This window comes from Flavobacterium notoginsengisoli (genome assembly GCF_042686225.1).
GTDB lineage: Bacteria > Bacteroidota > Bacteroidia > Flavobacteriales > Flavobacteriaceae > Flavobacterium > Flavobacterium notoginsengisoli.
This window is the reverse complement of the sequence record NZ_JBHUOT010000005.1, coordinates 219,720-233,919: the sequence shown is the minus strand read 5'-3', so window position 1 is coordinate 233,919 and position 14,200 is coordinate 219,720. Positions and strand designations below refer to the sequence as shown.

The 14,200-nt window shown below is 33.8% G+C and carries 10 protein-coding genes; 8 read left to right on the top strand and 2 right to left on the bottom strand.

Annotated features, from left to right (window positions below; all coding sequences use genetic code 11):
* Positions 1–237: 237 nt before the first annotated feature.
* The 5 genes from gdhA (at position 238) to ACFS3A_RS13440 (ending at position 8,723) form a co-directional block, all read left to right on the top strand.
* Complete coding sequence (gene gdhA / locus ACFS3A_RS13460) at positions 238–1,581, top strand: NADP-specific glutamate dehydrogenase (RefSeq protein ID WP_379826083.1); 1,344 nt, start codon at positions 238–240, stop codon at positions 1,579–1,581.
* Positions 1,582–1,702: 121 nt separating this feature from the next.
* Positions 1,703–3,985 carry a type IX secretion system anionic LPS delivery protein PorZ gene (gene porZ / locus ACFS3A_RS13455; protein ID WP_379826082.1) on the top strand — a complete coding sequence of 761 codons (2,283 nt, stop codon included), beginning with the start codon at positions 1,703–1,705 and terminating at the stop codon, positions 3,983–3,985.
* Between the two features lie 101 nt (positions 3,986–4,086).
* Positions 4,087–4,800 (top strand): DNA repair protein RecO, encoded by a 714-nt coding sequence (gene recO, locus ACFS3A_RS13450; RefSeq protein ID WP_379826081.1) that lies wholly within the window; start codon positions 4,087–4,089, stop codon positions 4,798–4,800.
* A 130-nt stretch (positions 4,801–4,930) separates the two neighbouring features.
* Positions 4,931–8,332, top strand: coding sequence for an isoleucine--tRNA ligase (gene ileS / locus ACFS3A_RS13445; RefSeq protein WP_379826080.1), 3,402 nt, complete (start codon positions 4,931–4,933; stop codon positions 8,330–8,332).
* A gap of 10 nt (positions 8,333–8,342) precedes the next feature.
* The gene (locus ACFS3A_RS13440; protein ID WP_012022792.1) at positions 8,343–8,723 is read left to right on the top strand and encodes a TraR/DksA family transcriptional regulator; all 381 of its coding nucleotides are present in this window, start codon (positions 8,343–8,345) and stop codon (positions 8,721–8,723) included.
* Between the two features lie 239 nt (positions 8,724–8,962).
* On the opposite strand, the gene ACFS3A_RS13435 is transcribed toward ACFS3A_RS13440, so the two are convergent.
* Complete coding sequence (locus ACFS3A_RS13435) at positions 8,963–9,343, bottom strand: hypothetical protein (protein ID WP_379826079.1); 381 nt, start codon at positions 9,341–9,343, stop codon at positions 8,963–8,965.
* 33 nt (positions 9,344–9,376) lie between these two features.
* Positions 9,377–9,733 (bottom strand): roadblock/LC7 domain-containing protein, encoded by a 357-nt coding sequence (locus ACFS3A_RS13430; RefSeq protein ID WP_091494460.1) that lies wholly within the window; start codon positions 9,731–9,733, stop codon positions 9,377–9,379.
* 180 nt (positions 9,734–9,913) lie between these two features.
* Here ACFS3A_RS13430 and ACFS3A_RS13425 point away from each other — a divergent pair, with 180 nt between their 5' ends.
* The 3 genes from ACFS3A_RS13425 (at position 9,914) to ACFS3A_RS13415 (ending at position 14,151) form a co-directional block, all read left to right on the top strand.
* A complete protein-coding gene (locus ACFS3A_RS13425; protein WP_379826078.1) occupies positions 9,914–10,132 on the top strand; it encodes a hypothetical protein in 219 nt (72 codons plus the stop codon).
* Positions 10,133–10,252: 120 nt separating this feature from the next.
* Positions 10,253–10,852, top strand: a complete 600-nt coding sequence (locus tag ACFS3A_RS13420) for a lipoprotein signal peptidase (RefSeq protein WP_379826077.1) — start codon at positions 10,253–10,255, stop codon at positions 10,850–10,852.
* A 140-nt stretch (positions 10,853–10,992) separates the two neighbouring features.
* Entirely contained in the window at positions 10,993–14,151 is a 3,159-nt protein-coding gene (locus tag ACFS3A_RS13415) for a UvrD-helicase domain-containing protein (RefSeq protein ID WP_379826076.1), read from the top strand.
* Positions 14,152–14,200: the final 49 nt, after the last annotated feature.

Below are 14,200 nucleotides of genomic sequence, written 5' to 3'. Positions count from 1 at the left end.
AAATACTTAATTTACTAACTTTTACTTTGTGATTTGCATGTAAAGACCTACATGTAAAATGTATTTTTTTGCAATGCTTGAAAAAAACACAAATCGATTCAAAAAAGTGAAAAATATAACATCGAATCATTATTTGATATATCTTTGTGTGTTAAAACGAAAACGTTTTCTTAAAAACTTTTTTAGGTATAATAAGGAGAAAAATTAAATCAAATTATCTGAAAATTTATTTCAAATATGGAACAAAAAATAAATGAGTTTATGGCTCTTATTGAGTCAAAAAATCCAAACGAGCCAGAATTTCTTCAAGCGGTTAGAGAATTTGCAGAAACAGTTATTCCTTTTATATCTGAGCGCAAAAAATATGATGGTAAAAATATACTTTTAAGAATTGCAGAACCAGAGAGATCAATTATTTTCAGGGTTCCATGGGTAGACGATAAAGGAGAAATTATCGTAAACAGAGGTTTTAGAATTCAAATGAACTCTGCAATTGGACCCTATAAAGGAGGAATCAGATTTCATCATTCTGTAAACTTATCTGTTTTGAAATTCCTGGCTTTCGAGCAAGTTTTTAAAAATAGTTTGACGACTCTTCCAATGGGTGGTGGAAAAGGAGGTTCTGATTTTGATCCCGAAGGAAAATCTGACGGTGAAATCATGCGTTTCTGCCAGTCATTTATGACTGAATTATGTCGCCATATTGGACCTGACTTAGATGTTCCTGCCGGAGATATTGGTGTTGGTGCAAGAGAAATTGGATATCTATTCGGACAATACAAGCGAATAAGAAATGAATTTACAGGAGTTTTAACTGGAAAAGGTTTGGCTTATGGAGGTTCATTAATTAGACCTGAAGCTACAGGATATGGAGTAGTTTATTTTACAGATCAAATGCTGCGTACAATTGGTCATGAAGTAAAAGGTAAAAGAGTAGCTATTTCGGGATTCGGAAATGTAGCTTGGGGTGTGGCGTTGAAAGTAAATGAATTAGGAGGTAAAGTAGTTACCATTTCTGGTCCTGACGGATATATTTATGATGAAGAAGGAATTTCCGGAGAAAAAATCGACCATATGCTTGAAATGAGAGCAACGGGTGACAACAGAGCCGAAAGGTATTTAGAGAAATATCCAAATGCTGTTTTTCATAAAGGAAAAAGTCCTTGGGAAGTAAAAGTGGATATTGCTATTCCATGTGCTACTCAAAATGAATTAAATGGAGAAGATGCTCAAAAGTTAATTGACAATGGTGTTTTATGTGTAACAGAGGCTGCAAATATGCCTTCTACACTAGACGCTATTAAGCTTTTCTTAGATAATAAAGTTTTATTTGCTCCAGGAAAAGCGGCAAATGCTGGTGGGGTTGCGGCTTCCGGATTAGAAATGACTCAAAACTCTATTCGTTTAAACTGGACAAGTGAAGAAGTTGATTTGAGATTAAAAGAAATTATGGTCGGGATTCATAATCAATGTAAAAAATACGGTGCCGAAGAAGACGGATATGTAAACTACGTAAAAGGAGCAAACATTGCCGGATTTGTAAAAGTTGCCGACGCTATGCTTGCGCAAGGTGTAGTTTAAAAGAAAATTGCAATATATTAGAAATGCCTTCGGTTAATTAAAATCGAAGGCATTTTTTATTGATGCCAAAAATTAAATAATCTTGTTTGTAGTATATTTGTCTAATCGAATATATGTTGTGATGAAAAAAATACTTTTCTGCGTTTTCTTTTTAATACTAATTCAGTTTTGTCAGGCACAAAATAAGTTGTCCTGGCAGGGGTATTTTTCATTTAATGAAATTAAAGATGTTTCGGAATCTTCAACAAGTGTTTTTGTCGCTTCAGAAAATGCTTTGTTTTCAAAAAACACAACAACAAATATGCTGAAAACGATAACTACAGTTGATGGATTGTCGGGGCAGACGATTTCTGCAGTGTATTACAGTGAGGTATTTAAAAAAACATTGGTTGGTTATGAAAATGGTTTAATGATATTGATCAACGAAAGTGACGGAAGCATGTTAAAAATCGTAGATATAATTAATAAACAGCTTCCGGCAAATGCTAAAAAGATCAATCATTTTATGGAATATAATGGATTGGTTTATGTTTCTTGTGATTTTGGAATTGTTCAGTTTAATTTGACTACTTCTAAATTTGGTGATACTTATTTTATAGGCGATAATGGAGCAGAAATCAGCGTTAAGCAAACGACTTTGTTTAATGGATTTGTTTTTGCTGCAACATCAAGTGGAATTAGAAGAGCAGATATAGCAAATGCAAATCTGATCGATTATAATCAGTGGGCTGTTGTTAATGGCGGAAACTGGTCTAGTGTAGGAGCTTTGGATACAGAGCTTATTGCAATAAATGATTCGGGAAATATTCATCGTTACAATTTGAACACATTTCTGAGTTTTTCTCAATTACCCCAGGCTTCGGTTGATATGAGAGCAAAAAATCATAATTTGTTTATCACTACACCAAGTATAGTTTATGTGTATAACAATCAAATGGTTTTAAATCGTCAGATTGCAAATTCTCAGGTTCTGGATAATACTTTGAATTTTAGTTGTGCTACTGCGGTTGGCGATCGAATTTTTATTGGTACCAAAGAAAAAGGAATGTTTTTTTCTACACTGAATAATGTAACTGCTTTTGAAAATAATACACCAACAGGTCCTGTAAAGAATAATATTTTTTCAATAGATGTTAGTCCAAATACCATTTGGGCGGTTTATGGGGATTATGATACTTCGTACGATCCATATCCATTAGATAGTTATGGAATAAGTAGATATAATGTTTCCGGATGGCTGAATCTTCCGTATTCTGAAGTTTATGATGCAAAATCTATTACAAGAGTTCTGATTAATCCAAATAATGAAAAACAGGTTTATGCGAGTTCTTTCTTTTCAGGATTGTTGAAAATTGAAGATGATGTCCCAAATTTCTTGTATAACGAAAAAAATAGTGGATTAGAATCTATTACAAATGCGGGAGCGGGCTATATTGATGTACGTATCAATGCAAATGTTTTTGATAAAACTGGAAACCTTTGGGTTACCAACAGTCGTATTAATAATGGATTAAAAGTTTTAAAAACAAATGGACAATGGGGAAGTTATTCAATGACTCCAATTTTTGATATAGCAGAGAATATTAGTTACTCCAGTATAGTTATTGATAGAAATAATGTAAAATGGCTTGGAACTAACAGAGATGGGGTTGTAGGTTTTAACGAAGTTACGAATACATTTAAAAAAATAACTGTTGGAACAGATTTAGGAAATCTTCCAATTGCAGATGTCAGGGCGATAGCTTTGGATACAAGAAGTCAGCTTTGGATTGGAACAACAAAAGGATTAAGGGTTTTGCCTAATGTTGGAAATTTCCAATCGGAAAGCCAGTTAAAGGCAAATCCAATTATTATTATGGAAGACGATCTGGCGCAGGAATTACTTTATGAGCAGTTTATTACTTCTATTGCGGTTGATGGTTCTAATAATAAATGGATCGGGACAGCAGATTCAGGCGTGTTTATGGTGTCGCCAAATGGTCAGGAAACCAAATATCATTTTACAATAAACAATTCTCCGCTGCCAAGTAATTATGTAAACGATATTAAAATAAACAATAAAACGGGCGAAGTTTTTATTGTTACTAATAAGGGAATGGTTTCGTTTAACGGAATTGCAACGGGAGCAAATGATAATCTTAATAATGTTTATGTGTATCCAAATCCGGTTCGGCCTACTTATTCAGGAACGGTAAAAGTTGCAGGATTGATTGATAAAGCAAATATTAAAATCACAGACATAGAAGGAAATCTGGTTTTCGAAACCACATCTTCCGGAGGGACAATAGAATGGGATACAACTGCTTTTGGAAAATATAAAGTAGCTTCTGGTGTTTATATGGTTTTTATATCGGCGCAAGACGGCGGTGAAACTAAAGTTAAAAAAGTGATGATTATTCGATAATTACTCAGTCGCAGTCTCAGTTTTCGGTATTCAGTTGAAAAATGACATCAGATTTTAGTTTCAAAATCTAAAATCTAAAATCTAAAATCTAAAATCTAAAATTGTTAGTCAAAACCAAAGCCATAGTAATTTCTTCTTTAAAATTTCAGGAAAAAAGTTTGATTGTAAAATGCTTTACACTTTCAAATGGACTGAAATCATATTTCGTGCGTGATGCTTTTTCAAGTCGAAAAGCAGGTCAGAAGATTGCTTATTTTCAGCCGTTTTCGATTTTAGAAATTGAAGCTGTCCATAAAAATAAAGGCACGCTTGAAAATTTCAAAGAAATAAAAACTGCTGTTCCTTTTCAGAGTATTCATACAGATATTGTGAAAAGTACGATGGTAATGTTTCTTTCCGAAATGCTTCATTATTCGATTCAGGAAGAAGAAAAAAATGAACAGCTTTTTTTGTTTTTAGAAACGGCGCTGACCTGGCTGGATCATCATGATGAAATTTCTAATTTTCATCTAATTATGCTTTTAGAAATTACAAAATATCTCGGTTTTTATCCTGATTTGTCAGAAAATAATCTGCCATTTTTTGAAATGAATGAGGGTGTTTTTATTCATTTTCAAAAAGGAAATGTATTGACAGAACATGAAACAATTCTATTCAAAAAATTAATTGATTTAAAATTCGACAACGATCAAAAAGTCTTTCATGTTTTAGAGAGACAAATTCTTCTAAAAATCGTAATCGATTATTACAGTCTGCATTTAGAAGGATTCAAAAAACCTAAATCTTTAGAGATTTTAAAGGAAGTTTTCTCTTAAATCAATAAAAAGCCTAAGATTTGTTGCGGAATCTACTCAAAATTTCCTGAATACGGTCTTTTTTCCGTCATATTTTCTCTATTTTACTCAAAATTCCTTACTTTCGCACCTCGTTTAAGAAAAGGATAAAATGAGTACAAAATTTACTGAATACAAAGGACTTGACTTGCCAACAGTAGCGTCAGAAGTTCTTGATTTTTGGAAGAAAGAAAATATATTTGAAAAGAGTGTTACAACTCGCGAAGGTGCTGAGCCTTTCGTATTTTTTGAAGGTCCGCCTTCAGCAAACGGATTACCTGGAATTCACCACGTAATGGCACGTGCGATTAAAGATATTTTTTGCAGATATAAAACTCAAAAAGGTTTTCAGGTTAAAAGAAAAGCCGGATGGGATACTCACGGTTTACCTGTAGAATTGGGAACTGAAAAAGAATTAGGAATTACAAAAGAAGATATCGGCAAAACGATTTCGATCGAAGAATATAACGAAGCGTGTAAAAAAACCGTTATGCGTTATACGGACGTATGGAACGATTTGACCGAAAAAATGGGATATTGGGTTGATATGGAAGATCCATACGTGACCTATAAACCAAAATACATGGAGTCTGTTTGGTGGCTTTTGAAACAAATCTACGATAAAGGTTTGTTGTACAAAGGGTACACAATTCAGCCATATTCTCCAAAAGCAGGAACTGGATTATCTTCTCATGAAGTAAATCAGCCTGGAGCTTACAGAGATGTTACGGATACTACGATTGTAGCGCAATTCAAAACTTTGCCGGAAACGCTTCCAAGCTTTTTACAAGGTTTTGGAGATATCCACATTTTAGCTTGGACGACAACTCCTTGGACGCTTCCATCAAATACAGCTTTGACAGTTGGACCAAAAATCGATTATGTTTTAGTAAAAACATTCAATCAATATACTTTTGAGCCAATCAATGTTGTTTTGGCTAAAAACTTAGTTGGAAAACAATTCGGAAAAGGATATTTCGTAAGTGAAGATGACGCTGATTTTGACAATGTGAAAAATGGCGACAAAAAACTTCCATACAAAATTCTAACCGAAGCAAAAGGAGCAGATTTAGTAGAAATCCGTTATGAGCAATTACTGCCTTATGTGTTGCCGTATCAAAATGCTGAAAATGCGTTTAGAGTAATTTCTGGGGATTTCGTTACAACAGAAGACGGAACAGGAATCGTGCATACAGCGCCAACTTTTGGTGCAGATGATGCTAAAGTTGCTAAAGAAGCTAAGCCAGAAGTTCCGCCAATGTTGGTTTTAGACGAAAATGGAACTGCAGTTCCTTTAGTTGATCTGCAAGGGAAATTCACTTCTCATGTAGGTGATTTAGCTGGTAAATATGTTAAAAACGAATACTACGATGCTGGGCAAGCGCCAGAGAAATCTGTTGATGTTGAAATCGCTATTCGTCTTAAAGAAGAAAATAAAGCATTTAAAGTTGAAAAATACGTGCACAGTTATCCACACAGCTGGAGAACTGACGAGCCGTTATTATATTATCCACTAGATTCATGGTTCATCAAAGTAACCGATGTAAAAGATAGAATGTTCGACCTGAACGAAACTATCAATTGGAAACCTAAATCTACTGGTGAAGGACGTTTTGGAAATTGGCTTAAAAATGCTAATGATTGGAACTTATCTCGTTCTAGATATTGGGGTATTCCGTTGCCAATTTGGAGAACAGAAGATAAAACAGAAGAAGTTATTATTGGTTCTGTTGAAGAATTGTACACTGCAATCGAAAAATCTATTGAAGCAGGTTTCCAAAAAGAAAATCCATTTAAAGGATTTGAAATCGGAAACATGGCTGAGTCAAATTATGATTTAATTGACTTACACAAAAATGTTGTTGATGCTATCACTTTAGTTTCTGCTTCCGGGAAACCAATGAAACGTGAAAGTGATTTAATTGACGTTTGGTTTGATTCTGGAGCAATGCCTTATGCACAATGGCATTATCCTTTTGAAAATCAAGATAAAATCGATGGGAACAAAGATTTTCCTGCGAATTTTATCGCAGAGGGAGTAGATCAAACACGTGGATGGTTTTATACTTTGCATGCTATCGGAACTTTAGTTTTTGATAAAGTAGCGTATAAAAACGTAGTTTCAAACGGTTTGGTTTTGGATAAAAATGGAATTAAAATGTCTAAGAGTAAAGGAAATACGATAGACCCATTTAAAACCATTGCAGAAAACGGCCCTGATGCTACACGCTGGTATATGATTATGAATGCAAATCCGTGGGATAACCTGAAGTTTGACCTTGAAGGAATTGCTGAGGTTAAACGTAAATTCTTTGGAACTTTATACAACACTTATTCTTTCTTTTCATTGTATGCAAACATCGACGGATTTAAATATGCCGAAGCTGAGATTCCGTTAAACGAAAGACCGGAAATCGATCAGTGGATTATTTCTGAATTGAATACTTTAATAAAGTTTGTTGACGAATGTTACGAAGATTATGAGCCAACAAAAGCGACAAGAGCTATTTCTGAATTCGTTCAGGAAAACTTAAGTAACTGGTATGTTCGTTTGTGTCGTCGTCGTTTCTGGAAAGGAGAATATGCAAAAGATAAAATTGCAGCTTACCAAACGCTTTATACATGTTTGCTTACAATCAGTAAATTAAGCGCTCCGGTAGCTCCATTTTTTATGGATAAATTGTATAGAGATTTGACAACATCTACGGGAACCGAGGATTTTGCTAGTGTTCACCTGGCTGAATTCCCGAAATTTGTCGAAAACTTTGTTAATAAAACGTTGGAAAGCAAAATGCAGAAGGCGCAAACGATCTCCTCTTTGGTTTTATCACTGCGTAAAAAAGAGATGATTAAAGTACGTCAACCTCTGCAAAAGGTAATGATTCCGGTACTTGACGAGAATCAGCGTGCTGAAATAGAAGCTATTTCTGACCTGGTAAAAGCTGAAGTAAACGTGAAAGAAATTGAACTTTTAGATGATGCTTCCGGTATTTTAGTGAAACAGATTAAGCCTAATTTTAAAGCTCTTGGGCCACGTTTTGGGAAAGATATGGGCTTGATTTCTAAGGAGATACAAAGTTTTTCTGCAGAACAGATCAATCAGCTGGACAAGCAGGGAACGCTGGATATTGTTATTGCAGGAAATAGTGTAACTTTATCACTAGAAGATGTGGAAATTACATCGCAAGATATCGAAGGATGGTTAGTTGCTAATTCAAACGGAATAACAGTTGCGCTTGACATTACACTTACTGAAGAATTGAAAAACGAAGGTATCGCCAGAGAATTAGTAAATAGAATACAAAACATCCGTAAAGATTCAGGATTTGAGGTTACGGATAAAATTAATGTACAAATAAAAAGAGATGGTATTTTAGAAGAAGCCGTTTCGAAAAATGAAGACTATATAAAGTCAGAAACATTAACAGACAAACTGGTTTTTGTGGACGCTTTAGAAAACGGCACAGAAATTGAGTTTGATGATATTAGAACAATGATATTAATTTCAAAATAAGTATAATACCATGATAGATGAAATTACAAGATACTCAGACGCTGACTTAGCGGAGTTCAAAGAAATAATCCAGGCAAAAATTAAAAAAGCACAAGAAGATCTTGATTTGATTAAAAGTGCCTATATGAACGATTTGAATAACGGAACTGACGATACTTCTCCAACTTTTAAAGCTTTTGAAGAAGGAAGTGAGACCATGTCAAAAGAAGCGAACTCTCAGTTGGCTATCAGACAAGAGAAATTCATTCGTGACTTAAAAAATGCTTTATTCCGTGTTGAAAATAAAACATACGGTATTTGCAAAGTAACAGGTAAATTAATCAGCAAAGAAAGGCTTAAAATCGTTCCTCATGCAACAATGAGTATCGAAGCTAAAAACTTGCAGAGATAAATTCACTACATAAATAAAAAATAGACGCTCCTTTTAGGGGCGTTTTTTTTGTTTAATCTTAAAGTGATTTTGTTTGTTTTGAAAAGATTTTTATTTGAAAGAAAAGGATTATTCTTCAGGTGGTTGTTTTTTTTAAAACAGAGATTTTTTTTGTAAGAATGAAATAAGCAATCGATTTGGAGCTGCGAATTAAAAAAAGAACTATCTCGGTTAGAGATAGTTCTAAAAGGAGTAGTTGTTTATGCCAGATTTTTTTCAACGTCAGCTTTGTGCTTTCTTAAAATAGCTCTGGTCATTCCCAGATTTGCTTTTGAAGCATCAGCAGCCAGGTAGATCATGAATTTTTTGTTTGGAGAAATGTCGATAATATGAATTTGATTGGATAAAGTAATCAAAATATCTTCGATGTCCTGATTTAAATTTAAAGCTTTTACTGCATTCAATTTAGCTTTTACAACTTCAAGGTTATAAGCAGCGGCAAGTTCCGGGTCAAAACTTGGATCGATTGTCAGGTTTCCAAAACTTAATCCGGATTCAATCTCGGTTACAGCGACAGCTATAAAGCCATTTACGTTTGTTTTCATTTCATTTAAAAACACGTTTAAAAAATCATTACTCATAGTCATTTGGGTTTGTTTGTTAATAGATTTATGTTATTTCAGTAGGGAATTTTTGCTTAATTCAGCAGATACTTCTTCTGTTGAACGCATGAGTAATGCCAGGTTGCTTCCTTCTTTGGAAAAGGCAACAATAAAATTAGAGCCGCTGATTTTGTTTCCAACAATAACGCCTTCTGCACTTTTTAAGTACAATTGTTTTAAAGAGCCTTTTTCGAGATCGATTAAGAATTTTTCGCTCATTGATAAAATGGCTGCGCTCATTGCGGCAATGCTGTCTCCGTAGTCAAGGTTTAAGGAAGTGATTAATTTTCCTTTTCCGTTTAAGATTAATGCTGCAGTCGATTTTGTGCTTACAAGAAAGTCATTCAGTGTAGTTGTGATTTCATTCATGATTTGTAGGATTTAGGGAGGAATGTTAAATTCAGTTTATTTTGGTATTTGTTTTCAAAATTAATCTTGAATCATCCTAAACAAGTGTTAATTTTGTTTAACAAATATAAATTAAATTATGTATCATTGTAATACCAAATCATTAATAATTTAAATTATTTACTGTAAAAAACTTACATTATGGCTAAAGTATTGAAATTCAAAGAAGTAAACTCTGATGTGGAGCGCAGAATGAAAGATTTTGAAAAACTGCGAATTAAGTTTAAAGCTGATGTAAAAAAGGGCGAAGCGAAGAAACTTGCTGCCGGAAAAGAAAGTAAAGGGATATTCAAATCTATCTCAGATTTTTTCTCCGACAGTCCGGCAAAAACGGCTGCAAAAGCAACTGTACAAAAATAGACTTTGTTAGGTTTGCATTAGCGGATAAACTAAGTTTAGTTTATTAAAAAACAATTAACGCTCCCTTGGGAGCGTTTTTTTTGATTTAATTGTTATTTTTGCCCATCAAAAAATCATAAAATGTCATTACGAAAAGCGTATTTCCTTATATTCCTAGTTTTAATTGTTGATCAGCTTTCTAAAATCTATGTCAAAACAAATTTTGTTCTTGGAGAAGAAGTCGTAGTTTTTGATTGGTTCAGAATTCATTTTATAGAAAATGAAGGGATGGCCTGGGGGACTAAAATTCCAGGAGCATATGGTAAATTAATTTTAACTGTTTTTAGGATTTTTGCTGTTTTCGGAATAGGTTGGTGGCTTTCAGACGTGGTAAAAAAACGTCAGTCTGCTTATTTAATTGTTGCTATCGCTTTGATTTTTGCCGGTGCGGCCGGAAATATCATTGATTCTGTTTTCTATGGAGTTATTTTTGATGACAGTACACATAACTTAGCGACAATTTTTTCTCCGGCTCCATACGGAACCTGGTTTCATGGTTTGGTTGTTGATATGTTTTATTTTCCTATTTGGGAAGGTAATCTTCCGACCTGGCTTCCAATTTTTGGTGGAAAGCACTTTGCTTTTTTTAATGCCATTTTTAATGTTGCCGATATGGCAATTTCTACAGGAGTAGGGATTCTTTTAGTGTTCAATAAAAAAGCATTTCCCAAACACGCATAAATTTTAAAAATTCCAAAATTTTAAAAATTCCAGATTCCAATATTTGAGGCATTCGCAACAAACAGATATTGGAATTTGGAATTTTTCATTATTAGGGTTTAATATTTTGTGTTATTTTTACATTACAAAAAAATCAAACTATGCAAAGTCCGTCTTTTTCTATTTATGATGCTTCTGCAGGATCAGGAAAGACGTATACATTGGTAAAAGAATATTTGAAAATTATTCTCTCTTCACCAAAAAACGATGCATATCGAAATATCCTTGCTATAACTTTTACCAATAAGGCAGTTCATGAAATGAAAAGCCGAATTGTTGGAAATTTATCTGAATTCGCCAAAGATGAACCATCTTCAAAGGCAGTTGATCTGATGGAAGACCTTGCACGTGATACGGGTCTTTCAATTATTAAAATTAAAACCAAATCACAACAGATCATAAAGCACTTAATTCATAATTATGCGGCTTTTGATATTTCTACAATAGATAAATTTACTCATAAAGTTATTCGTGCTTTTGCCCACGACCTAAATCTTCCAATGACTTTTGAGGTTACTTTGGATACCGAAAATTTATTGGTTGAAGCGGTTGATGCGATTATTGCGCAAGCGGGTGAGGATGAAACACTGACCAAATTGCTCATCGACTTTACGATGGAAAAAACCGATGATGATAAAAGTTGGGATATTTCGCGCGAAATTCTGGATACCGGAAGATTGGTTTTAAATGAAAACAATCGAAACGAAATTCTGCATTTTCAGGATAAAACGATTGGAGAGTTTGTTGAGATCAAAAAGAAAATGCAAACGCTCTGTAAAGAGTTGGAAGATGTAAATGCCGGTTTGGCTGGTAAAGCAATTGAATTAATTGATAAAAACGGAATCGATCCAAAATCGTTTTCCAGAGGAACTTTTCCAAATCATTTAGATAGTATTCGGGATGGAAAATTTAATCCTAAAAACAAGACTTTTCATGAATTCGAGGATATTGCTATTAACAAAACGGCTAAAGACCGGGCGTTAATCGAAAATATTATTCCGGAATTACTTCAGATATTAAAAGAGGTTTATCAAAACTTTGAAAAAAGAGATTTTTATAAAGCTTTTTTAAAAAATATTATACCACTTTCTTTGTTGAATACGGTTAGTAATGAATTGTCGAAAATTCAGTCGGAGCAAAATATTTTGTCCATTTCTGAATTTAATGCCATTATCCACCGTGAAATTCAGAATCAGCCGGCTCCTTTTATATATGAACGTTTAGGGGAGCGGTATCGTCACTTTTTTATTGATGAATTTCAGGATACTTCAGAAATGCAGTGGCAGAATTTAATTCCGCTAATAGATAATTCGCTTTCGGGCCTGGATGATTTTGGTAATAAGGGAACGCTAATGATTGTTGGGGATCCTAAGCAATCAATTTATCGCTGGCGCGGAGGAAAAGCAGAGCAATTTATAGAATTAAGTAAAGAAGTAAATCCGTTCAATAATCCAGATAAACAGATTAGGCATTTAAATACAAATTATCGCAGTTACAGTGAAGTGATTGAATTTAATAACGCTTTTTTTAAGTTGATTTCTACGGAGTTTTCAAATGATGATTATAAAGATTTGTATGAAAATCATAGTTTCCAAAATACCAATTCGAAAAAAGGCGGTTATGTCAATATTTCTTTTCTTCCTATAGCAGATAAAAATGAATTTGGTGATGAAGAGGAAGTTGTTGAGAAATCTGATTTGTATGTTCTGGCGACTTTAAATACTATTCAGGAAGTTGTAAAACAAGGATTTGAGTATAAAGATATTGTAATTCTAACCCGGAAAAGAGGGCAGGGAATTGCTGTTGCTAATTATTTAACAGAACAAGGAATTCCGCTTTTGTCTTCAGAAACTTTAATGGTGCAAAATGCTTCAGAGGTTCGTTTGATAATTCATTTGCTTCGTTATTTGAGCAACAGTGCAGATTTGGAATCAAAAGCAAACTTTCTTCATTTTTTGGCTTCAACAAAAGATTTGGAAATGCCTGTTCATGATTTCATTGCTGTGGGAATGAATCATAAAATAGAAAAAGAATTTGAAGACTGGCTTTTGAGTTTTGATGTTTCTTTTTCTTTCAAAGATGTTCGAAAGAAATCTTTATATGAGGCTGTCGAGATTATAATTTCTAAATTTATTCTGCCTTCAGAAGGGAATGCGTATGTTCAGTTTTTCTTAGATATTGTATTGGAAAGAGATATCAGGAATCAATCAGGTGTAGCGGACTTTTTAGTGTTTTGGGATAAAAATTCGGAGAAATTTAGCATTCCTTCTCCGGAAGGGAATAATGCTGTACGAATTATGACTATACATAAGTCTAAAGGTTTGGAGTTTCCTGTAGTTATTATGCCTTTTGCTGATGAAGATTATAATCGAAAACCAAAAGATAAATTGTGGCTTGATACCGAAGAAGTTGATTTGGGGGTTCCAAAAGCGCTTGTAGATAACAGTAGTATTGTGGAGAGTTTTGGCGAAAGCGCATCGGCAGTTTTTAATTTGAAAAAACAAGAAGAGTTGCTGGATAATATAAATGTGCTTTATGTGGCGCTAACTCGTGCCGAAGAGCAGTTATATGTTATTTCTCAATCTCTTGAAGCGAGAAAAGATGGCGAATATCCAAATAATATGGCTTCCTTTTTTATTAAGTTTTTAATTCATGAAGGAGTTTATGATGAAGAAAAACTGGGTTATGAATTCGGAAATAAAGTTAGGCTTTCAAAAGCTTTCAAAACGGTTGATTTAGTAAAATCAATTCCTATTGTAAAAGAAGTTTTAAATCCGAAAAGTATAAAAATAGCACAACGCGAAGCTTTAATGTGGGGAACACACCAGCAGGAAGCAATCTCTTATGGAAATATTGTGCATGAGATTTTGGCTTTTGTAAAAGATAAATCAGATATTGATCTGGCAGTGACAAAATCGCTGGAGAATGGTTTGATTACATACGATCAGGTTGATCAGGTCTTGCAGACTTTAAAAGAAATTGTAAATCATCCGGAGTTGGCTGTTTGTTTTGATGGAAGTCATACTGTTTTAAACGAACAAACGATTGTTCAGAAACAAGGAAGAGTATTAAAACCGGATAGAGTTGTTTTTTTAGAAAACAAAGAAGCTTTTTTGCTGGATTATAAAACCGGAGCTGTTAATGTAAAATATCAGCAGCAAATTCAGGAATATCAAGATGCGATTGAAGATTTGGGATACAAAGTGTTAAAAAAGGCATTGGTGTATATTGGGTCGCAAGTTGAAGTGGTAAATTTGTGAAAAAATTAATCAGATGTTAAAGAAATAACGAAGCTTTATTTTTGTTAAG

Coding starts and splice junctions, on each gene's coding strand:
- gdhA (WP_379826083.1), top strand. CDS start 238: ATGGAACAAAAAATAAATGAGTTTATGGCTCTTATTGAGTCAAAAAAT.
- porZ (WP_379826082.1), top strand. CDS start 1,703: ATGAAAAAAATACTTTTCTGCGTTTTCTTTTTAATACTAATTCAGTTT.
- ileS (WP_379826080.1), top strand. CDS start 4,931: ATGAGTACAAAATTTACTGAATACAAAGGACTTGACTTGCCAACAGTA.
- ACFS3A_RS13440 (WP_012022792.1), top strand. CDS start 8,343: ATGATAGATGAAATTACAAGATACTCAGACGCTGACTTAGCGGAGTTC.
- ACFS3A_RS13435 (WP_379826079.1), bottom strand. CDS start 9,343: ATGAGTAATGATTTTTTAAACGTGTTTTTAAATGAAATGAAAACAAAC.
- ACFS3A_RS13430 (WP_091494460.1), bottom strand. CDS start 9,733: ATGAATGAAATCACAACTACACTGAATGACTTTCTTGTAAGCACAAAA.
- ACFS3A_RS13425 (WP_379826078.1), top strand. CDS start 9,914: ATGGCTAAAGTATTGAAATTCAAAGAAGTAAACTCTGATGTGGAGCGC.
- ACFS3A_RS13420 (WP_379826077.1), top strand. CDS start 10,253: ATGTCATTACGAAAAGCGTATTTCCTTATATTCCTAGTTTTAATTGTT.
- ACFS3A_RS13415 (WP_379826076.1), top strand. CDS start 10,993: ATGCAAAGTCCGTCTTTTTCTATTTATGATGCTTCTGCAGGATCAGGA.